Source organism: Atlantibacter sp. RC6 (assembly GCF_014193285.1).
Taxonomy (GTDB): Bacteria; Pseudomonadota; Gammaproteobacteria; order Enterobacterales; family Enterobacteriaceae; genus Atlantibacter.
The window spans coordinates 148,907-170,223 of sequence record NZ_JACHZE010000010.1 but is presented as its reverse complement, the minus strand read 5'-3'; the positions used below and the strand labels follow the sequence as shown (position 1 = coordinate 170,223).

Sequence of the window (21,317 nt, the reverse complement as noted above, 5' to 3'; positions counted from 1 at the left end):
TTATTGGTGCGCCCCGTGTAAACGATGGGATGACGTTGGGCGGAATCCGGAGGAGTAACGCGCCACGCCAAGATCGTCAAAAGGAATCGCCGGGGTGCGCCCGGAAATCAGATCGCTGATCAACTGGCCGGAGCCGCAGGCCATGGTCCAGCCCAGGGTGCCGTGCCCGGTATTCAGCCATAAATTCTTATACGGGGTACGCCCGACAATCGGCGTGCCGTCCGGCGTCATGGGCCGCAGCCCGGTCCAGAACGTGGCTTGTTCTACATGCCCGCCGCGCGGATAGAGATCGCGTACCACCATTTCAAGGGTTTCGCGGCGCGGTTGCAGCAGTGCAGTATTGAAGCCGACAATTTCCGCCATGCCGCCCACCCGGATACGGGAATCAAAACGGGTAATGGCGATTTTGTAAGTCTCATCGAGAACCGTCGACATCGGCGCCCCGCTCTCTTCGGCGATGGGTATCGTCAGAGAGTAGCCCTTCAAAGGATAGACCGGAATATCGACTATGCCCTTGAGCATCGCGGTGGAATACGAGCCAAAGGCCATGACATAGGCGTCGGCTTTGACCACTTCCTGGCCGCACTGGACGCCGTAAATCTGGTTACCTTCATACAGCAGGCTGTCTACCGGGGTGTTATAACGGAATACCACGCCCGCGTCGGCGGCCATGCGCGCCAGCCGCTGGGTGAATAGCTGGCAATCGCCGGTTTCATCATTCGGCAGTTGTAAACCGCCGGTCAGCTTATGCGCCACATCCGCCAGCGCCGGTTCCACTTCCGCCAGCCGATGGGATTCCAGCAATTGATACGGCACGCCCGCGTCTTCTAACACCGCGATATCCTTTGCCGCGCTTTGATACTGCTGTTCAGTGCGGAACAGTTGCAGCGTACCGCCCTGCCGCCCTTCATAAGCGATGCCAGTACTGGCGCGCAGCGCTTTCAGGCAGTCGCGGCTGTATTCCGCCAGACGCACCATCCGGCCTTTGTTTTCCATGTAGTGGCGGGTATCGCAGTTACGCAACATCTGCCACATCCACTTAAGCTGAAAGCTGGAGCCGTCGAGGCTGATTGCCAGCGGCGCATGGCGCTGGAACATCCATTTGATGGCTTTCAGGGGTACGCCCGGCGCGGCCCAGGGGGCAGCGTAACCCGGCGAGATCTGCCCGGCGTTGGCCGCGCTGGTTTCCAGCGCCGCATCCGGTTCTCTGTCAATGACGGTGACGTCATGACCCTGCTGACGTAAATACCAGGCGCTGGTCACTCCCACCACGCCACTTCCCAGCACAACGACTCGCATATCCACTCCGATTTAACCGAAAGAATAATCTTCTGATTACAAATTGATAACTCAGAAGAAAATATTATTCAACATAGGCTTTTTTTATGGTGACTGACCTCACATCTCTCCCAGCCAGCACAGGATGCTGGAAAATAGCATCTCCTGCTTCGGCGCAAAATTCTGCAAGATAAAATGCTAATGCCGGACGGCAAATCCCCTGTTCTGGATCACTAAATCGCGGAGAAAAAAATTTCGTTAAGCCACGGATTTTTCCGCTGTGTTCTATGCTTTGTAGGTAAGGTTCCCCGCGCAGAGGGTTCCGCCAACAATGAGGGCGCGCTGATGGCTATTATTGATTCCGAAACAAGGGATTCCCGTCGCCTGAGCGATGGGCCAGACTGGACGTTCGATCTACTGGATATCTATCTCGCTGAAATCGATAGAGTGGCGAAGCTGTACCGGCTCGACACCTACCCGCATCAAATTGAAGTCATCACCTCCGAACAGATGATGGACGCCTATTCCAGTATCGGGATGCCGATTAATTATCCCCACTGGTCATTTGGTAAAAAGTTCATCGAGACCGAAAGGCTGTACAAGCACGGCCAGCAGGGTCTGGCCTATGAGATTGTCATCAACTCTAACCCCTGTATCGCCTACCTGATGGAAGAGAACACCATTACCATGCAGGCGCTGGTGATGGCCCACGCCTGTTACGGGCATAACTCGTTCTTCAAGAATAACTATTTGTTCCGCAGCTGGACCGATGCCAGCTCGATTGTCGATTACCTGATCTTTGCCCGCGGTTATATTACCGAGTGCGAAGAGCGCTATGGCGTGGATGAAGTGGAGCGGCTGCTGGACTCCTGCCACGCCCTGATGAACTACGGCGTGGACCGCTACAAACGCCCGCAGAAAATTTCGCTCCAGGAGGAGAAAGCGCGCCAGAAAAGCCGCGAAGAGTACCTGCAAAGCCAGGTGAATATGCTGTGGCGCACCCTGCCGCGCAGAGAAGAGGAAAAAGCGGTAGAAATTGCGCGCCGCTACCCCTCCGAGCCGCAGGAGAACCTGCTCTATTTTATGGAGAAGAACGCGCCGCTGCTGGAGCCATGGCAGCGCGAGATCCTGCGCATCGTGCGCAAGGTCAGCCAGTATTTTTACCCGCAGAAACAGACCCAGGTGATGAACGAAGGCTGGGCGACGTTCTGGCATTACACCATCCTGAATCATCTCTATGACGAAGGGAAAGTGACCGAACGTTTTATGCTGGAATTCCTGCACAGCCACACCAATGTGGTGTTCCAGCCGCCGTATAACAGCCCGTGGTATAACGGCATCAACCCGTATGCGCTGGGTTTTGCTATGTTCCAGGACATCAAGCGCATCTGCCAGTCGCCGACGGAAGAAGACCGCTACTGGTTCCCGGATATCGCCGGTGCGGACTGGCTGGATACGCTGCACTTCGCGATGCGCGATTTTAAAGACGAGAGCTTTATTAGCCAGTTCCTGTCGCCGAAAGTGATGCGTGATTTCCGTCTGTTCACCGTGCTGGATGACGATCGCAATAATTATCTGGAAATTTCCGCTATCCATAACGAAGAGGGCTACCGCGAAATTCGCAACAAACTGTCATCGCAATACAACCTGAGTAATCTGGAACCCAATATTCAGGTATGGAATGTCGATTTGCGCGGTGACCGTTCGTTAACCCTGCGTTATATCCCGCATAACCGCGCGCCGCTGGATAAAGGCCGCCGGGAAGTGCTGAAGCACGTGCACCGCCTGTGGGGATTTGACGTGATGCTGGAGCAGCAGAACGAAGACGGTAGTGTGGAACTGTTGGAGCGCTGCCCGCCGCGTATGAATACCCTGTAAATTAACGCTTCCATTCAACCTGGTGGCGACGTTGCGTCGCACCAGGTTTTTTTAATTTTTGCGCCAACAATTTATAACCATCCGTAATGTATCAGCTTTTCACCTCTGTTTTTATGATAGGAACCCCCTATATCAACGATAGGCAAAACTTTATAAATATATTTTCGGGGGTAACTAGAATTTTTACCATCAACACGGATTATTCGTTAGCTAATGATTAGCGTTGACACAGCTTTACAGAGCAAAACACCTCATCAGGATGATGCCTTCACATGGATTGCACGGTGAGCACTGCAACACACAACAACAGGAGTGTATTTCCCCATCTGGCTACACCCGCAGAAGGAAAATAATATGATCATGCTATTACCTTTACTGAAAGTGTTAATAGTCATTACGGTGTTGTTCGGTCTCTGGATGTTATTAGGCGGTACCGTACTTTTTGCCTTTGTGTCGGTGCTTATTACCGGCTTATTGTTAATTAGACAACATAACATCATCTAGACCCCGCCTGGTTCCTCTCGGGCACAAAAAAAGCCCCTCTGCCTGAGCGCCAGAGGGGCTAATCTTTAGGTACGTCTGTTTTTACGCGTTGTTATTCAAAATCAGTTGGCCATTGCTGTCCAGGGGAATGGTTTCGCCGGGCTGTTTGTCCATGCGGATTTTGCCCTGCTGATCGCCGATTTTGTAGGTCACGTCATAGCCGATCATCTTCTCAGACTTGTCATAGACCGTCTGGCAGCGCTGTTGCGTGGTGGTGTAGGTATCGCGATCCTGCATGACGCCCTGGATCTGGTTGCCGGCATAGCCGCCGCCCAGCGCGCCCGCGACCGTGGCGATATCTTTGCCGCGTCCGCCGCCGAACTGATGGCCAATCACACCGCCTGCCACCGCACCCAGTACTGACCCGGCAATACGGTTTTCATCCTGCACCGGACGACGGTGCGTTACGGTAACGTTGCGACACTCTTTACGCGGCGTTTTAACCGTTTCCTTGATCGGCGTGGCGGACACCACCTGCGCATACTTAGGCGCAGGATTGAATACATTTAAGCTGGCTACTGCAGCCACACCCAGCGCGGCTGCGACGCCAATCCCTATACCCGCTAACATTGATTTGTTCACAGGACATCCTCCTGGCTGTGTTATTCATAACAATTGTGCAACCAGATGTAAGGGGAAAACATCAGACGAAGGAGCAAAAGCGAGCAGTAACTGGATTTTGCAGGGGGTTTCAGAGGAGTCCGAGGTGACTTAAGGCAAATTTTCCTGATTAACGCCGGGTCCCTCCCGGCAGGCGGGAGGGACCGAACGATTAATGCAGCTTCAGGCGTGGGCGGATCACCCGGTTGATACTGCCTACCAGCATCATCAGGCCGGTTTTGATGTAGCCGTGCAGGGCTATCTGGTGCATACGGTACAGCGAGATATACACAAAGCGCGCGATACGCCCTTCCACCATCATCGAGCCGCGCATCAGGTTACCCATCAGGCTGCCCACGGTGGAGTAATTAGAAAGCGATACCAGTGAACCGTGGTCTTTATAGACGTAGTTCTTGAGCGGCTTACCCTTGTACTTGGCCAGAATGTTGTCCAGCGCCAGGGAGGCCATCTGGTGCGCGGCCTGGGCGCGCGGCGGTACGAATCCGCCTTCCGGACGGGCGCAGGAAGCGCAGTCGCCAATAGCGAAAATATCCGCATCACGGGTGGTTTGCAGCGTTGGCTCGACCACCAGTTGATTGATGCGGTTGGTTTCCAGGCCGCCGATATCCTTCATAAAGTCCGGCGCTTTGATGCCTGCGGCCCAGACCATCAGGTCCGCTTTGATAAATTCGCCCTCTTTGGTATTCAGACCATCGGCTTGCGCGCTGGTGACCATGGTGTTAGTCAACACGCGCACGCCCAGTTTGGTCAGTTCGCTGTGCGCGGCGCTGGAAATGCGCGGCGGCAGCGCCGGAAGGATGCGTTCACCCGCTTCCACCAGCGTGACGTTAAGCGCCTCGTTGGTTAAGCCCTTGTAACCGTAGCTGTGCAGTTGCTTCACCGCGTTATGCAGCTCCGCCGACAGTTCAACGCCGGTCGCCCCGCCGCCGACAATCGCGATGTTCACTTTGCCGCTGGCGCCGAGGTTGGAGGAGTATTTCAGAAACAGGTTGAGCATTTCCTGATGGAAACGCCGCGCCTGATGCGGGTTATCCAGGAAAATACAGTGCTCTTTCACGCCCGGGGTGTTGAAGTCGTTAGAGGTGCTGCCCAGCGCCATCACCAGCGTGTCATAGGCCAGTTTGCGTTCCGGCACCAGCAGTTCGCCCTTCTCGTCGCGCAGCTCCGCCAGGGTGATGGTTTTGCTTTCGCGATTAATGTCTACCACCGATCCCAACTGGAACTGGAAATGGTGGTTACGGGCGTGGGCCAGATAGCTTAGCGCATCCACGCCTTCGTCGAGGGAGCCGGTCGCCACTTCGTGCAGCAGCGGTTTCCACAGATGGCTGTGATTGCGATCCACCAGGGTGATTTTGGCTTTTTTACCGCGACCCAGCTTTTTACCCAACTGCGTCGCCAGCTCCAGCCCGCCAGCACCGCCGCCGACAATCACAATCTTTTTCAATGGTGTAGTCAACGTGACCCCCTTAAATTATTAACCAATTGTTAATTAAAAGTTATCCAAATAGCTTTTAATTAACAAAGGGTTACCCGCATTTCTTCATCCTGTTGACCAAAGAATAACATGAACGGGTCAATGGTCATACCAAATTTGATGTGAATCAATTTTTCTGCCGAAAACTTCAACAAAAAGGGCCAGCACCTGGCTGACCCGTTAACATTTTGACCGCTGCATCGCTTATCCGAGGCTTTTAAACGCCTTGATGCGCTGCAAATGGGGCGAAATGTTTTTAAATTTGTGGGTCTGTTGCTCGTCCCAGACAATTTCGTAATACGGCAGCAGCACCTGAGCCGAACGCTGGCTGTCAAGCGCTTCGTCGTTACGGGATAACAGCACCAGGCAGCGGTCGCGGTTTTTCTCGCGGAAGTTCTCCACGCATTTGGTGGCGATGTCCTGGTACTCTTCCGGGCGGTCGATCTTCCCTTCCATATTTTCATAGGGGAACAGATTCGGGTTGAAGATGGCCTGGCGGATATCGCACAGGAACCCTACCCGCTCCGCCCAGTAGCCGCCGAGCCCAACGCCGCAAATCAGCGGCCGGTCATCCGCATTTAACTGTAGCATCTTGTCCACTTCACGCAGCAGATGTTGCATGTCGTGTTTGGGGTGCAGCGTGCTGTAGCTGATCAGCCGCACATCCGGATCGATAAATTGCAGTTGCAACACTTTTTCATGGTTACCCGGACTACTGGAGTCGAAACCGTGTAAATAAATTATCATCGTGACCTCACCCTGCCGCTTACCGATAAACGATTACAGCCCTGCTTTATGGGCCTGCCAGCGCTCATGCTGCGCTTCCAGCTCGCGATTCACCTGCTTCCAGCGCGCTGAGGCAAGCAGTTCGCTGCGTGAAAATGAACCTTTATGATACAAATGCGTAACACGTTCAGCATTGATCGGCGACAGGTTATCTAACACGCTAACCGCGCCTTCACGATTATTACAAACCAGGATCATGTCGCAGCCGGCGTCCAGCGAGGCCTGGCCGCGCTCGGCATAGCTGCCCATAATCGCCGCGCCCTCCATGGAGAGATCGTCGGAGAAAATCACCCCGTCAAAGCCTAACTCGCCACGCAGCACCGTTTTCAGCCAGTGCGGCGAGCCGCTGGCCGGACGGTCATCCACCTCCGGATAAATCACATGGGCAGGCATGATGGCGTCGAGTTTGTTATCGAGGATCAGGTTTTTGAAGATCGCCATATCGCGGCTGCGGATCTCCTCTTCCGGACGAGGATCGCGCGGCGTCTCTTTATGCGAGTCCGCCAGCACAGCACCGTGGCCGGGGAAATGTTTGCCGGTGGTTTTCATCCCGGCGCTGTGCATCCCGTCGATAAACTGCTCCGCGACGCGCAGGGCAATTGCCGGATCGGCATGGAATGAACGCTCGCCGATGGCGGCGCTGAGGTGACCAAGATCGAGCACCGGCGCGAAGCTGATGTCGATATCCATGGCGATCATTTCGCTGGCCATCAGCCATCCGGCGTCAAACGCCCGTTTCGCGCCCTCTTCCTCGCCATACAGTTCGGCGAAGGATTGCGCCGCAGGCAAGCGGGTAAAGCCTTCGCGAAAACGCTGGACGCGCCCGCCCTCCTGGTCCACTGCCACCACCAGACGATGACGGGACGCCGCGCGGATTTGCCGCACCAGTTCGCGCAACTGCGCCGGATCGTGGTAATTGCGGGTAAACAAAATCAGCCCGCCCACCAGCGGATGGTTTAAAATCTCGCGCTCTTCGGCATCCAGCTCAAAGCCCGCCACATCCAACATTACTGGTCCCACATCAACCTCCGGTTAATTATTTTTAAGCCTGTTCCAGGCGTCATTAGCAAGTGTAATAAACTGGCTATCGCGCGTTTGCCAGAAATGGCGCTCGTACCAGCCCGCCATCAGAGCCATGGTCCAGGGCCGCCAGCGCGCAACCTGTAAACCCAGTTGCCGGGCGTCAAGCGCGGCGCGCTGCGCATAGTCGCCGATCAGGGTTTGTCGTTGGTGTTCATCCAGACTGGCGGCGGCGATTTCCAGCGCCACATCGCCGTCTCCGGCGTATTCCCAGTCAATCAGCCGTAGCTGGCCTGCACTGCGTACCATATTACCCGCATGGAGATCCATATGCAGCGGCGCGAGGCGCAGTGGACGCGGTTCGCCCTGCGCGCGCAGGCGCTGCAAAGTACGCAACCATAGCGGCGTACGCCGGGCCGGGTCGCTCTGCTGCCAGTAGCTCATCAGCAGCGGCAACAGTTGAATACGCCAGCCGAATCGTCTGTGCTGATGGAGAGTATACAGTAACGCGGCCAGCTCCCCCGCATCTGCCAGGGTTTCGACCACCTCGCCGCGGATAAATTCGCTCACCAGCCAGCCGTTGCCCAGCGCGTACGGTTTTGGCCCGAGGCCGGGCGTGAGACGCTTAAGAGCACGATAATGGCGGCGCAGGCTGACGCCGGATTGCAGATTACCGATGTCGCGCCGGGCCACCAGCGGGACGCCAGCCCATTCGAGGCGCAGGCTCTGGCCGCTGGAGCCGGGAAGCGCAAAAACAGAACCGGCGGCCTGAGCCGCCGGAAATCTGGATTGAAGCAAGGCGTTTAATGCCGCATCACTGGATTTGGGAAACCGCACCTTTACCTGACCAGATAATTTCGCCGGTTTGCACCAGCATCAGTTGCATTTGCAGGGTCGGCGCGCCGACGTTGCCGCTTGCGCTGGTATACAGCACATAGTGCGCACCCACATTACGGGCAATGCCGATCGCTTTACTGCGCGTCCCTAAGCTGTCCTGCGGAGAGAGGCCAAGCTGCTGCTTCGACATCGACAGTTGCTGCGCGGAGACCAGGGTAAAGGTGTTGTTGTTCGCCAGCGCATTGCGCAGCGCTTCGGTGGCGGGGCCGGTTTGCAGCGAACCGTTGGTGCGGTTGTTGACCGAATCCACCAGCAGCACGCTGCCTGCATTCACGCCGCCCGCCTGCAACATTTTGCCAACCATCGGTTGCACCGCGCCGCTCCAGTCGTACTGACGCACTTTCGGCTCGGCCGGGGTCGGTTCCTGATGTTCAATCGGCCCCGGTTGCGATGGCACTGACGGTACCGACGGCACGGTCGGCACCGGCTGAGGCGTCGGTACCGGTTGCTGTGGCGCAGGTGTGGCCTGATCCACCGGCGCAGGCTCCTGTTGCCCGCGCATGACACACCCGGAAAGTATTAACGCTACTGTCGCCAGCAGCCAAAAACGAGGCATTGCCCTCATTAATATCACCCCTTATAACCAGAGATAGAGTCGAACCTGGCTGGCGCCCAGAAACGGCGACGCCGCATTCAGCACGATACGGCTGTGCGCAGGTATAATTACCGTGGCGGACTTATCCAGTGGATGCAATTCCAGTCCGCTCTCTTCGTACCAGTAAAATTGATAGTTCAGCGTTACGGGCACATCCTTTTCATTGTAAAGCGTACTGGCGGCGACGAGCTTGCCTGATTGACTGGATAATTCTGGTTTTTCAGCCATTACGCCTGCCGCCATCACCGACGTCTCCATCACCAGCGTTTGCCGTTCGCTCACCGGAATTTCCGGGCGCGAACTGCACCCTGCCAGCACCATCAGAGAACACAATGCCAGAAGGCACGCACGCTTCATATTACAGGCCTTTATGGGAGAGCATCGGCCCCAGCGCGCGTCCGCCCAGCAGGTGCATGTGGATATGGTAAACTTCCTGCCCGCCGTGACGATTACAGTTCATGATCAGACGGTAGCCGTCTTCGGCAATGCCTTCCTGTTCGGCGATTTTAGCCGCCACGGTTAACATGCGGCCCAGCGCCTGCTCGTGTTCCGCAGTGACGTCATTGACGGTGGGTATCAAAATATTAGGAACGATTAAGATATGGGTGGGGGCTTGTGGAGAGATATCGCGGAACGCGGTAACCAGCTCATCCTGAAACACCACGTCGGCTGGGATCTCGCGACGAATAATTTTACTAAAAATAGTTTCTTCAGCCATGACCGTATCCTTATTTAACGCTGCGTCGGTATTAAGCGCAGTAAACGAGTAATTCTCTGTGCTTTCAGTATATCACTCCCACTGATTGCCACAAATCAAACACTGGTTTTAATCAATAGCTTGCGTGGTGTTCAGCGGGGGAAATCGGTTTGTTTCGCCGTCTCGTCAGCAAAACAAACCGCATGATTACGCGCTGAGAGACGCCATATCGATCACGAAGCGGTATTTTACATCGCTTTTCAGCATCCGCTCGTAAGCTTCGTTGATCTCCTGAATATTAATTACTTCCACATCGGAAACGATGCCTTTTTCCGCGCAGAAATCCAGCATATCCTGCGTCTCCGCTATCCCGCCAATGCAGGAACCCGCCACGGAACGGCGGCCCAGGATCAACGGCACGGTGTTAACGTAGGGTTGCAGTTCGCCCAGCAGGCCGACAAATACCAGCGTGCCGTCGAGCGTCAGCGTCGACAGATAAGGATTAATGTCATGGGTATAGGGCACCGTGTCGATAATCAGATCGAACTGGTTTTTCACCTGTTCCATATGTGACGGATCGGTGGAAATAATCACGTGATGGGCTCCGAGCCGACGCGCATCCTCTTCTTTTCCCGGCGAGCGGGTAAACAGTGTGACCTCCGCGCCCAGCCCGTTCGCCAGCTTGAGCGCCATATGCCCTAACCCGCCGAGACCGACCACCGCCACTTTGCTACCCGCGCCGATATTCCAGCGTTTGAGCGGCGACCAGGTAGTGATGCCCGCGCACAGCAACGGTGCGGCACCCTTTAAATCCAGGCCCTCCGGAATACGCAGCACAAAATCTTCGCTGGCGAGAATGGCCTGCGAGTACCCGCCAAAGGTAGGACGATGGTCGAAGCGATCCTGGCCGTTGTAAGTCTGGATATTGCCTTCTTCGCAGTACTGCTCCAGCCCCTGCCGGCACGGATTGCACTCGCGGCACGAATCCACCATACAGCCGATACCCGCCAGATCGCCGGGTTTGAATTTGGTGACGTTATCGCCCACGGCGGTAACCCGGCCAATAATTTCATGGCCCGGCACCAGTGGATACTGACTGAAGCCCCAGTCGTTACGGGCCTGATGAAGATCGGAGTGGCATACGCCGCAATACAGGATCTCCAGCGTCACGTCATCGGGGCGCGGCGTGCGGCGTTCAACCTGAAAAGGTGCTAAAGGTTCGGTGGGGGAAAGCGCTGCATAACCTGAAACTTTCATCTTCGTTCTCTCTCGCTGTGAACAGACCTATTCACTGTAGACCCGCCCTCTGCTGATAACCACCTGGCGAGGGTTATCCCCATTTCCGGAATTCCGTTTCAAATCCTTTCTTACATTTGTTTACAGCAATACCGCAAATGAATATAGTTCTCATTTCTATTCGTATCCCTAAATTTTTTATCACAACACACTCTGCTCCCCGTCCAGGAGCCAACCGGGCCGGGCGGCAATTTTTGCGTCTTTTATTAAGGATTAATCATGCCGTTAGTTTGTCATACCAGGAAAAATGCTCTTCCGCACCGCTCGTTACTGGCGATGTGCATTTGCGCCGCCCTGCCGGTGAGTACCGCGTTGGCTGCGCCGCAGTCTGAAGATACCGTGCTGGTTGAGGCTTCCGCAGATAGCGGCCCGGCTGAAGAGAGCCAGGACTACAGTGTTAAAACCACCGCAGCCGGGACAAAAATGCTGCTGGTGCAGCGCGATATCCCGCAGTCTGTCAGCGTGGTTAGCAAACAGCGGATGCAGGATCAGCAGCTGCAATCGCTGGGCGATGTGTTATCCAATACCACCGGCATTAGCGCATCGGTTGCCGACTCCGATCGTGTTTCCTATTACTCGCGCGGCTTCCTGATCGATAACTATATGGTGGACGGCATTCCCACCTTCTTCGAAACCCGCTGGAACCTGGGCGATGCCCTGTCCGACACCGCGCTGCTTGAGCGTGTGGAAATCGTGCGCGGCGCCACCGGTTTAATGACCGGGCCGGGCAACCCCTCCGCTGCGGTAAACATGGTGCGTAAACACGCCGACAGCCGGGAGTTTACAGGCAATGTATCGGCAGAGTACGGCAGTTGGGATAAACAGCGCTACGTTGCCGATGTGCAGTCGCCGCTGACCGATGATGGCAGAATTCGTGGCCGCATGATCGCGGGATACCAGAACAACGACAGCTGGCTGGATCGTTATAACAATGAGAAGAAATTCTTCTACGGCGTGCTGGACGTTGATTTAACCGCGATGACCAGCTTCTCCGTAGGCTATGAATATCAGGACATCAACGTCGATAGCCAGACCTGGGGCGGCCTGCCGCGCTGGTATACCGACGGTAGCCTGGTGGGCCATAACAAACACGACAGCACCGCGCCTAACTGGGCTTACAACGATAAAGACTTCAACAAAGTGTTCGCGACCCTGAAGCAGCGTTTCGAGAACAACTGGGAACTGACCCTTAACGCCACCCACACCGAAATGAATCTCGACAGTAAGGCGCTGTATCTGGATGGCCTGGTGGATAAATCCACCGGCATGATGGAAAGCTACTATGGCGCGAGCTATCCGGTAGTGGGTGGGACTGGCTATAACACCGGCAAGCGTAAAGTGGATGCGCTGGATCTGTACGCCAGTGGGCCGTATGAGCTGTTGGGGCGTCAACATCAGTTAATGGTCGGCGCGAACTACAGCAAACAGCATAACCGCTATCTGAACAGCTGGGCTAACATCGGTCCGGACGATCTGGGCAGCTACTATGACTACAACGGCAACTTCCCGGAAACCCAGTGGGGCGACCTGGCAGTGGCCCAGGATGATAAAATCCATATCAAATCGGCTTATACCGCAACCCGTATCTCGCTGGCCGATCCGCTGCACCTGATTGTCGGCGCGCGCTACACCAAGTGGAGCAGTGACACCCTGACCCAGAATATCGAGAAAAACAACACCACCCCCTATGCGGGTCTGGTCTTCGATATCAACGAAAACTGGTCAACCTACGCCAGCTACACCTCTGTGTTCCAGCCGCAAACCGTACGCGACATCAATGGTAAATACCTGTCGCCTATCACCGGCAATAACTACGAGCTGGGCGTGAAATCTGACTGGATGGACAGCCGTCTGACTACCTCGCTGGCGGTGTTCCGCATCGAGCAGGATAACCTTGGCGTGACCACAGGTCAGGTGATCCCAGGCAGCGCGGGTGAAAGCGCTTATGCCGAAGCCGATGGCACCGTGAGCAAAGGCGTAGAGTTTGAAGTGAATGGCGCAATCACCGACTACTGGCAGATGACCGTCGGCGCGACGCGCTATGTTGCGGAAGATCGTGACGGCAATGCGTTTAACCCGAACCTGCCGCGTACGACTGTGAAACTGTTCACCAGCTACAACCTGCCGATGCTGCAACAGCTGACCGTCGGCGGCGGCGTGAACTGGCAGAACCGCGTTTACCAGAACGTTGCCACGCCGTATGGCACCTTCCGCGCTGAGCAGGGCAGCTACGCGCTGGTGGATCTGTTTGGCCGCTACCAGGTAAACAAAAACTTCGCCATCCAGGCGAACCTGAACAACCTGTTTGATAAGGAATACGATACCAATATCGAGCAATCCTATATCTACGGCGCGCCGCGTAACTTCTCTGTCACCGCAAACTACAGCTTCTAACCTTTCTCAACCGGGGACGTTAACGCGCCCCGCTTTTTCCTCCGCCAAATCGCAGGCAATAAAAAAGGGAGCCTTACGGCTCCCTCAGTCTCCCCGAACAACGCTTAGCTGTTACGGATGTAATCATCCATTTCAGTTTTCAGGTTATCGGATTTAGTACCGAAAATCGCCTGAACGCCGGAACCTGCAACAACCACGCCCGCAGCACCGAGTTTTTTCAGGCCAGGCTGGTCGACTTTCGCCACGTCAGCCACGCTAACGCGCAGACGGGTGATGCATGCATCCAGGTTAGTGATGTTTTCTTTACCGCCGAACGCTGCAACCAGAGCCGGTGCCATTTCGCTGGTGCCAGCGGCTTTGCTGTCTTCGGTAGCATCTTCACGACCCGGGGTTTTCAGGTCCAGCGCTTTGATCAGCACACGGAAGATGGTGTAGTAAACCACTGCGTAGCCTGCGCCCACAATCGGGAACAGCCACAGTTTGCTGCTGTTACCGGACAGAACGATGAAGTCGATCAGGCCGTGAGAGAACGAAGTACCGTCACGCATACCCAGCAGGATACAGATCGGGAATGCCAGGCCTGCCAGAATCGCGTGGATGACGTACAGGATCGGCGCAACAAACATAAAGGAGAACTCGATCGGCTCGGTGATACCGGTCAGGAACGAGGTCAGCGCAGCGGAGATCATGATACCGCCGACTTTAGCGCGGTTTTCCGGCTTAGCGGAGTGCCAGATGGCAATCGCGGCAGCAGGCAGACCGTACATTTTGAACAGGAAGCCGCCAGACAGCATGCCCGCAGTCGGGTCGCCTGCCATGTAACGCGGGATATCACCGTGGAACACCTGGCCTGCGGCGTTGGTGTATTCGCCAATCTGCATCTGGAAAGGAACGTTCCAGATATGGTGCAGACCGAACGGCACCAGGCAGCGCTCGATAAAGCCATAGATACCAAACGCCACTACCGGGTTCTGATATGCAGCCCACTGAGAGAAGGTCTGAATAGCGGAGCCAATCGGCGGCCAAATAAAGGACAGGATAACGCCCGTGAAGATCGCAGCCAGACCAGAGATGATCGGTACGAAACGCTTACCGGCGAAGAAGCCCAGATACTCAGGAAGCTTGATGCGGTAGAAACGGTTGAACATGTAGGCTGCAATCGCACCCGAGATGATCCCGCCAAGCACACCGGTATCAGCCAGGTGTTTAGCAGCGATCTCTTCCGGCGGAAGATGCAGAACCAGCGGCGCAACCACAGCCATGGTTTTCACCATGATGCCGTAAGCCACCACAGCGGCGAGAGCGGAAACGCCATCGTTATTGGTAAAGCCAAGCGCGACACCAATGGCGAAAATCAGCGGCATGTTGGCGAAAACTGACCCGCCCGCTTCTGCCATCACATGGGAAACCACCGCTGGCAGCCAGCTGAAGTTTGCGGAACCGACGCCCAGCAGGATACCTGCGATCGGGAGTACGGATACCGGCAGCATCAGCGATTTACCCACCTTTTGCAGGTTAGCAAATGCATTCTTAAACATAATTGAGAGTGCTCCTGAGTATTAGTGCTTTTTACGCGTTTAACGCATCAGCCTGTGGGGAGAGACAGGCCATAAACAGGGCATCTAAGTGCCCTTTATTTATTACGCAGAGTAAAATAAATAGGCTCAACATTGTTTGACAGCTATCACGTTTCAGCAAAACGCATTCCAAAAACTTGCATATCTTTACACAAAAGATGTCTGAATGTGTCGAAACACTGCGTCACCGCCCTTTTTCAGGCGGTGAACTTTACTCGCTTTAAATATTAATTACGAGCTTTAAAATAACTGCGAGAGCCTGCAGATCAGGCGAGGTGGGAGAGGTCGAGATGGAAGAGTTCGGAGAAATTACGCGTAGTGATACGCGCCAGTTCCTCAACGGAAACCCCTTTCAGCACAGCCATGTACTCAGCGACATCTCTCACTAACGCTGGCTGGTTCTCTTTGCCGCGATGAGGCACTGGCGTCAGCCAGGGGGAGTCCGTTTCGATCAACAAACGGTCGAGCGGTACGTATCGCGCGGCGTCGCGCAGTTGCTCTGCATTACGAAACGTCACGATACCGGAAAACGAGATATACATTCCCATATCGAGAAGCTTCGCTGCCGTTTCCTTGTCCTCAGTAAAACAGTGTAGTACGCCACCGCATTCCGTCACGTTTTCCTCGCGCAGGATCGCCAGCGTGTCTTCACGGGCGTCGCGGGTGTGGACGATCACCGGTTTATTCAGCTCGCAGCCAATGCGCAGATGGTTGCGAAACGACTCTTGCTGCTGAGGTTTGGTTTCCGGGGTGTAGTAATAGTCGAGGCCGGTTTCGCCCATGGCGACCACGCGTGGGTCCGCTGCCAGCTCGCGCAGTTGCTCGACGTCCCAGGCTTCATCCTGATTCAGCGGATGAACGCCGCAGGAGTACGCCACGTTATCACGCTCGCCAATCAGTTCGCGCATTGCCCGGTAACCCGACAACGTGGTCGCTACCGCCAGGCAAAACTTCACGTCGCGCGCGGCGGCTTTTTCCAGTACATCGTCTACGCTGGCATGCAGCGTCTTGTAGTCCAGCCCGTCAAGGTGGCAGTGGGAATCAACTAAAAACATAGTGTCTCTCAGAGAGGGGAATACGGGAGCGGTGCGCCAGTGCGCCAAACCTGTTCCCAGTTTAAGAGTAGTTCAGTGAGCATCAGTTCGCGGTTAAGCCCGGCGACCGAGATTAGCTGTTCGCGGCACGGCAGCAGCAGATTGAGCATCGACTGCAACCGGTCTGCGGGCAGCAGCGTCGCCAGCCGCTGGCTGTGGGCGGTTAAATCAACGTGAGTGATGTAATCCCCTGCCCCCTGCTGGCACTTAATGGCGTCCAGCAGCAGCGCCGCCAGCCAGTGCAGGCGCATCGCCGCGTCGTCGTGATGCAGATCGGGCAGCAGCGTCAGCGCATCGCGTGCAGTAATGGCCTGTTCCAGACGCTCAGCCAGTACCGGGCGCTGCGACCAACCGCTGGTTTGCAACAGTTCCAGCGCCGCCGCAGGCGCGCCGCCGCTTAACCGCAAGGCGGCAATACGCTGCGCCTGGGGCGCATCGGTTTCACGCGCCAGCCAGGCTTCGGCCCAGCGATCGTCCGGCGGTGACAGGTGCCAGTATAAACAGCGGCTACGCAGCGTCGCGGGCAAGCGCTCCGGCGCGCGGCAGCCCAGCATAAACCAGGTTTTTTCCGGCGGCTCTTCAAGGGTTTTCAGCAGGGCATTGGCGGCGGCTTCCGTCAGTTGCGCGGCATCTTTGATCCACACCACTTTCGCACCGCCCAGCCGGGCGCGATCGTAAAGCTTTTCGGTCACTTCGCGGATCGCGTCAATGCCCAGCGTCGCTTTGCCTTTCTCGGGTTCAATAAGATAATAATCGGGATGCGTCTGGGCCTGCATCAGCTGGCAGGCGCGGCATTGACCACAGCTTTTCTGCCCGTCCGGCTGCTGGCACATCAACCAGCGGCCAAGCGCATAAATCAGCGAGTCGTCGCCCATGCCCGGCAGGGCGTGAACGAGTAACGCATGGTGACCACGGCCAGCCTGATGGTTCGCCACCAGTTGCTCATAGGCAGGACGCAGCCATGGGTACCATTTCATTACGCCTGCCCCTTAACCCAGCACGTAACCGTTTCGCGAATCGCCTGCGTTACCGCCTCGAGCGGTTGTGTCGCGTCGATGGTGTAGATACGGCTGTCCGACGCCGCCAGTTCAAGATAGCGGGCGCGGGTGCGATGAAAGAAATCAAACGACTCTTGCTCGATGCGGTCCAGATCGCCACGGGCGCGGGCGCGCTTAAGGCCGATTATCGGATCGACGTCCAGATACAATGTCAGGTCCGGGGCGAAATCGCCTAATACGGTCTGGCGTAAGGTGCTGAGAAGATGCGCATCGATGCCGCGACCGCCACCCTGATAGGCCTGGGTCGACAGGTCGTGACGATCGCCGATGACCCACGCGCCGCGCGCCAGCGCCGGTTTGATCACGGTCTCCACCAGCTGAACGCGCGCCGCGTAAAACATCAGCACTTCTGCTTTATCGGTAATCACTTCGTCGCCTACGGATTTAATATCCAGCACCAGGCTGCGCAGTTTTTCCGCCAGAATGGTGCCGCCGGGTTCGCGGGTAAAGACCATATCTTCAATACCCAACGACGACAGCGTCTCCACCACCACATTGCGCGCCGTGGTCTTGCCTGCTCCCTCTAAGCCTTCAATGACAATGTACTTGCCCATCTTTTTCCTTCATGACTTTCAAATAATCCTGCACCGACTTGTTATGGTCCGCGAGGTTGGTATTAAACGTATGGCCGCCATCGCCGTCGGCGACAAAATAAAGATAAGGCGTTTTTGCCGGCTTCGCCGCGGCCATCAATGAAGCTTCACCTGGAATGGCGATTGGCCCCGGCGGTAGGCCGTTAATCACATAGGTGTTGTACGGCGTGGGGGTATCCAGCGCTTTACGGGTCAGATTGCCTTCATAGTCTTTGCCCATCCCGTAAATCACGGTGGGATCGGTTTGCAGGCGCATGCCGATCCGCAGGCGGTTCACGAACACCGAAGCGACTTCAGGACGTTCACTGGCGACCGCGGTCTCTTTCTCAATAATCGAGGCCATGGTCAGCAACTGCTCTTTATCCTGATACGGTAACCCCGCCGCTTTCTCATCCCAGGCTTTATCAACGGCCTTTACCATACGCAGATGCGCGCGCTTTAGCAAAGCCACATCGGTGGTATTGGCGGTATACAGCCAGGTATCCGGGTAGAACCAGCCTTCGATGGATTTGGCGCTGTCGAACCCGAGCGCTTCAGCAACCGTTGCGTATTCATCATCTTTCAGGGTGTGCTTGATATAAGGCGCTTCACGCAGCCTGGCGAGCCAGTCGCTCAGGCGGGTGCCTTCCACAAACCGCAGCGGGAACTGCGCTTCTTTACCGCTTTCCAGCAGTTTGAGCATGTCGCGCACGGTCATATCCGGCGTAAAACGATAAGTGCCGGCTTTAAAATGCGACAGCTCGGGCTCCACTTTCAGCAGCCACTGGAACACCCGGGGCCGGTTAATGATTTTTTCGTCGGAGAGTTGGTTACCCAGCGCCAGTCGGCCCGTGCCCGCTTTCAGGGTAAAAATGGTTTCTTGCTTGACGAGCAGACGGCTGTCCGCCAGTTGGCGGACTTTCCAGTAGCCAACGCCTGCGGCAATCGCCAACCCAACAACAATCAGCAAAACAAAACGCAGCATTTTCTTCATTGGTTCAATTCGGCTCACAAAGAGGGGCTAAAAAGTGGTAAAGCTCGCGGGAAGCGTAGCGCGTGTGCATGGCTTGATTCACCGGGACAATGGGCATGAGCGCATTGCAGATAAACACCTCATCCGCCGTTGCCAGATCGCTCAGTAAGGCACGCACCTCTTCCACCTGCCAGGAACTGTGCTCAAGCTGGCGCAGGATATGCTGGCGCATTAACCCGTTAACGCCCGCCTGGTCGAGCTTCGGCGTATACACGCGCTGCCCTTTGCGCCAGAACAGGTTTGCGGCACAGCATTCTGTCAGCCAGCCTTCACTATCCAGCACCAGCGCTTCCTGGGCGTCCGTCTGTTCCAGATGACGCCGGATTAACACCTGTTCCAGCCGGTTAAGGTGCTTGATGCCCGCCAGAAACGGATTGCGCCCAAGCGGCACCGGGCTTTGGGTTAAGGTAATGCCCTGCTCCCGCCACTGGGTATACCACACCGGATAAGGCGCAATCGACAGCAAACGAGTCGGCGAATCGCACCCTGCGGCGCTGTACCCTCGCCCGCCCGCGCCACGGCTAATGATGACCTTGAGAACCGCCTGTTGCTGCGACTGGGCAATAGTGCGCATCTCTTCGCCGAGCACGGCGGCGTCAGGAAAAGCGATGCTCAACCGGTCGCATGCCTGCGCCAGCCGTTGCAAATGCGCGTCAAAAAGCTGAATTTGACCGTCGATCACCCGCGCCGTGGTAAAACACCCGTCGCCAAACTGGATCGCCCGATCGTTAGCCGCCAGCGTATGTTGCCATGTGCCATTGATTAAGAACATGAGGGCTCCTTACCGATAGCGCGCTAGTGTCGCAGGATGTAAAGCGAGGGGCAAGAGGAGAAGTCTGATGAAAAGGCCCGCAGAGGGGCCTTTAAAAAGAATCGGTTAGATCTTTTTGAAGATCAACGAACCGTTGGTGCCGCCGAAGCCGAAGGAGTTACACAGGGCGTAATCCATACCGGAAACCTGGCGCGCTTCGTGCGGAACGAAATCCAGGTCGCAACCTTCATCCGGGTTATCCAGGTTGATGGTCGGCGGGATCGCCTGATCGCGCAGCGCCAGGATAGAGAAAATGGACTCTACCGCACCCGCCGCGCCCAACAGGTGACCGGTCATCGATTTGGTGGAACTGACCATCACGCGATGCGCTGCATCACCGAATACCGATTTCACCGCCTGCGCTTCCGCCACGTCGCCCGCAGGGGTCGAGGTGCCGTGTGCGTTGACGTAGCCAACCTGGCCCGCTTCGATGCCTGCGTCGCGCAGGGCATTTGCCATCGCCAGCGCCGCGCCCGCGCCGTTGTCCGGCGGTGACGTCATATGATATGCGTCGCTGCTCATCCCGAAACCGACAACTTCGCAATAAATTTTCGCGCCGCGTTTCTTCGCGTGTTCGTACTCTTCCAGCACGATAATGCCCGCGCCATCACCCAGTACAAAACCATCGCGCTCTTTATCCCACGGACGACTTGCCGCTTGTGGATTGTCGTTACGAGTGGACAGTGCACGAGCGGCACCAAAACCACCCACGCCCAGCGGGGTACTGGCTTTTTCAGCACCGCCCGCAAGCATTGCGTCCGCATCACCATAAGCAATCATGCGCGCCGCATGACCGATATTGTGAACGCCAGAAGTACAGGCCGTGGCGATAGAGATGCTCGGTCCACGCAGGCCGAACATGATAGTCAAATGACCTGCCACCATGTTAACGATAGTAGACGGGACGAAGAACGGGCTGATCTTACGCGGGCCACCGGCCACCAGCGAGGTGTGGTTTTCTTCGATAAGACCTAAGCCGCCGATCCCGGAACCGATAGCGGCACCGAATCGGGTTGCGTTTTCTTCCGTCACTTCCAGACCAGAATCCTGCATGGCCTGAATACCGGCAACAACTCCATATTGAATGAAGGCATCCATCTTGCGTTGATCTTTACGCGAGATGATGTCATCACAGTTAAAATCCTTTACTAAGCCAGCAAATTTCGTTGCATAGGCGCTAGTATCGAAATGGTCGATCAGGCTGATGCCACTCTGACCGGCAAGGAGAGCTTTCCAGGTAGACTCTACGGTATTGCCGACAGGAGACAACATGCCCAGTCCGGTCACAACTACACGACGCTTAGACACGTTTGTCCTCCAGGGAGGGATAAAAAAGGGATTCGTGGGATAAAAAAACTCAGGCGGTCGAGTGACCGCCTGGAGATGTTCACTTACGCCTGGTGACCGTTGATGTAATCAATGGCAGCCTGAACAGTAGTGATTTTCTCAGCTTCTTCGTCCGGAATCTCAGTATCAAACTCTTCTTCCAGAGCCATTACCAGCTCAACGGTGTCAAGAGAATCAGCGCCCAAGTCTTCAACGAAAGAAGCATTGTTGGTTACTTCTTCCTGCTTAACGCCCAGCTGTTCGCCGATAATTTTCTTAACGCGTTCTTCGATAGTGCTCATACTCTTAAATTTCCTATCAAAACTCGCTTTCGCGATGGTTTTCGTAGTGTATAAAATGTTGAAAA

20 protein-coding genes are annotated in these 21,317 nt (G+C 55.8%); 2 read left to right on the top strand and 18 right to left on the bottom strand.

Annotation, left to right across the window (positions count from 1 at the left end; translation table 11 throughout):
- Nucleotides 1-1,299: a D-amino acid dehydrogenase gene (locus FHW74_RS19300; protein WP_183171957.1), complete on the bottom strand. Its 1,299-nt coding sequence runs from the start codon at nucleotides 1,297-1,299 to the stop codon at nucleotides 1-3.
- A gap of 324 nt (nucleotides 1,300-1,623) precedes the next feature.
- On the opposite strand from FHW74_RS19300, the gene FHW74_RS19295 reads away from it, so the two are divergent.
- Entirely contained in the window at nucleotides 1,624-3,156 is a 1,533-nt protein-coding gene (locus FHW74_RS19295; protein WP_183171956.1) for a SpoVR family protein, read from the top strand.
- 585 nt (nucleotides 3,157-3,741) lie between these two features.
- On the opposite strand, the gene FHW74_RS19290 is transcribed toward FHW74_RS19295, so the two are convergent.
- The 9 genes from FHW74_RS19290 to FHW74_RS19250 all read right to left on the bottom strand — a co-directional run bounded on the left by FHW74_RS19290 (nucleotide 3,742) and on the right by FHW74_RS19250 (nucleotide 11,046).
- Entirely contained in the window at nucleotides 3,742-4,281 is a 540-nt protein-coding gene (locus FHW74_RS19290) for a glycine zipper 2TM domain-containing protein (RefSeq protein ID WP_183171955.1), read from the bottom strand.
- A gap of 190 nt (nucleotides 4,282-4,471) precedes the next feature.
- Nucleotides 4,472-5,776 carry an NAD(P)/FAD-dependent oxidoreductase gene (locus tag FHW74_RS19285; protein WP_183171954.1) on the bottom strand — a complete coding sequence of 435 codons (1,305 nt, stop codon included), beginning with the start codon at nucleotides 5,774-5,776 and terminating at the stop codon, nucleotides 4,472-4,474.
- A gap of 222 nt (nucleotides 5,777-5,998) precedes the next feature.
- The gene (gene ycfP, locus FHW74_RS19280) at nucleotides 5,999-6,541 is read right to left on the bottom strand and encodes an alpha/beta hydrolase YcfP (protein WP_183171953.1); all 543 of its coding nucleotides are present in this window, start codon (nucleotides 6,539-6,541) and stop codon (nucleotides 5,999-6,001) included.
- 33 nt (nucleotides 6,542-6,574) lie between these two features.
- Complete coding sequence (gene nagZ / locus FHW74_RS19275) at nucleotides 6,575-7,600, bottom strand: beta-N-acetylhexosaminidase (protein ID WP_183171952.1); 1,026 nt, start codon at nucleotides 7,598-7,600, stop codon at nucleotides 6,575-6,577.
- Nucleotides 7,601-7,612: 12 nt separating this feature from the next.
- A complete protein-coding gene (gene thiK / locus FHW74_RS19270) occupies nucleotides 7,613-8,437 on the bottom strand; it encodes a thiamine kinase (RefSeq protein WP_183171951.1) in 825 nt (274 codons plus the stop codon).
- Nucleotides 8,415-9,062 carry a penicillin-binding protein activator LpoB gene (lpoB, locus tag FHW74_RS19265; RefSeq protein WP_183171950.1) on the bottom strand — a complete coding sequence of 216 codons (648 nt, stop codon included), beginning with the start codon at nucleotides 9,060-9,062 and terminating at the stop codon, nucleotides 8,415-8,417. Before lpoB ends, thiK begins: the two co-directional genes overlap by 23 nt.
- Before the next feature lie 12 nt (nucleotides 9,063-9,074).
- On the bottom strand, nucleotides 9,075-9,449 hold the full coding sequence (locus FHW74_RS19260; RefSeq protein ID WP_183171949.1) for a YcfL family protein: 375 nt from the start codon (nucleotides 9,447-9,449) through the stop codon (nucleotides 9,075-9,077).
- Between the two features lies 1 nt (nucleotide 9,450).
- Nucleotides 9,451-9,810 carry a purine nucleoside phosphoramidase gene (gene hinT, locus FHW74_RS19255; protein ID WP_125292095.1) on the bottom strand — a complete coding sequence of 120 codons (360 nt, stop codon included), beginning with the start codon at nucleotides 9,808-9,810 and terminating at the stop codon, nucleotides 9,451-9,453.
- 186 nt (nucleotides 9,811-9,996) lie between these two features.
- Nucleotides 9,997-11,046: an NAD(P)-dependent alcohol dehydrogenase gene (locus FHW74_RS19250; RefSeq protein ID WP_183171948.1), complete on the bottom strand. Its 1,050-nt coding sequence runs from the start codon at nucleotides 11,044-11,046 to the stop codon at nucleotides 9,997-9,999.
- A gap of 258 nt (nucleotides 11,047-11,304) precedes the next feature.
- Here FHW74_RS19250 and fhuE point away from each other — a divergent pair, with 258 nt between their 5' ends.
- The gene (gene fhuE / locus FHW74_RS19245) at nucleotides 11,305-13,479 is read left to right on the top strand and encodes a ferric-rhodotorulic acid/ferric-coprogen receptor FhuE (protein ID WP_183171947.1); all 2,175 of its coding nucleotides are present in this window, start codon (nucleotides 11,305-11,307) and stop codon (nucleotides 13,477-13,479) included.
- A gap of 104 nt (nucleotides 13,480-13,583) precedes the next feature.
- Here the strand turns inward: fhuE and ptsG are convergent, their stop codons facing one another.
- From ptsG to acpP, 8 genes are all read right to left on the bottom strand, one after another.
- A complete protein-coding gene (ptsG, locus tag FHW74_RS19240; RefSeq protein ID WP_183171946.1) occupies nucleotides 13,584-15,017 on the bottom strand; it encodes a PTS glucose transporter subunit IIBC in 1,434 nt (477 codons plus the stop codon).
- A gap of 305 nt (nucleotides 15,018-15,322) precedes the next feature.
- On the bottom strand, nucleotides 15,323-16,111 hold the full coding sequence (locus tag FHW74_RS19235; RefSeq protein ID WP_183171945.1) for a metal-dependent hydrolase: 789 nt from the start codon (nucleotides 16,109-16,111) through the stop codon (nucleotides 15,323-15,325).
- 8 nt (nucleotides 16,112-16,119) lie between these two features.
- Nucleotides 16,120-17,127, bottom strand: coding sequence for a DNA polymerase III subunit delta' (gene holB, locus FHW74_RS19230; RefSeq protein ID WP_183171944.1), 1,008 nt, complete (start codon nucleotides 17,125-17,127; stop codon nucleotides 16,120-16,122).
- On the bottom strand, nucleotides 17,127-17,762 hold the full coding sequence (gene tmk / locus FHW74_RS19225) for a dTMP kinase (protein ID WP_183171943.1): 636 nt from the start codon (nucleotides 17,760-17,762) through the stop codon (nucleotides 17,127-17,129). Before tmk ends, holB begins: the two co-directional genes overlap by 1 nt.
- The gene (gene yceG, locus FHW74_RS19220; RefSeq protein WP_183171942.1) at nucleotides 17,740-18,774 is read right to left on the bottom strand and encodes a cell division protein YceG; all 1,035 of its coding nucleotides are present in this window, start codon (nucleotides 18,772-18,774) and stop codon (nucleotides 17,740-17,742) included. The genes tmk and yceG overlap by 23 nt, the downstream gene beginning before the upstream one ends.
- Nucleotides 18,775-18,778: 4 nt before the next feature.
- The gene (gene pabC, locus FHW74_RS19215) at nucleotides 18,779-19,585 is read right to left on the bottom strand and encodes an aminodeoxychorismate lyase (protein ID WP_183171941.1); all 807 of its coding nucleotides are present in this window, start codon (nucleotides 19,583-19,585) and stop codon (nucleotides 18,779-18,781) included.
- Between the two features lie 105 nt (nucleotides 19,586-19,690).
- On the bottom strand, nucleotides 19,691-20,932 hold the full coding sequence (gene fabF, locus FHW74_RS19210; RefSeq protein ID WP_183171940.1) for a beta-ketoacyl-ACP synthase II: 1,242 nt from the start codon (nucleotides 20,930-20,932) through the stop codon (nucleotides 19,691-19,693).
- Between the two features lie 83 nt (nucleotides 20,933-21,015).
- Nucleotides 21,016-21,252 (bottom strand): acyl carrier protein, encoded by a 237-nt coding sequence (gene acpP, locus FHW74_RS19205; protein WP_000103754.1) that lies wholly within the window; start codon nucleotides 21,250-21,252, stop codon nucleotides 21,016-21,018.
- Between the last annotated feature and the right edge of the window lie 65 nt (nucleotides 21,253-21,317).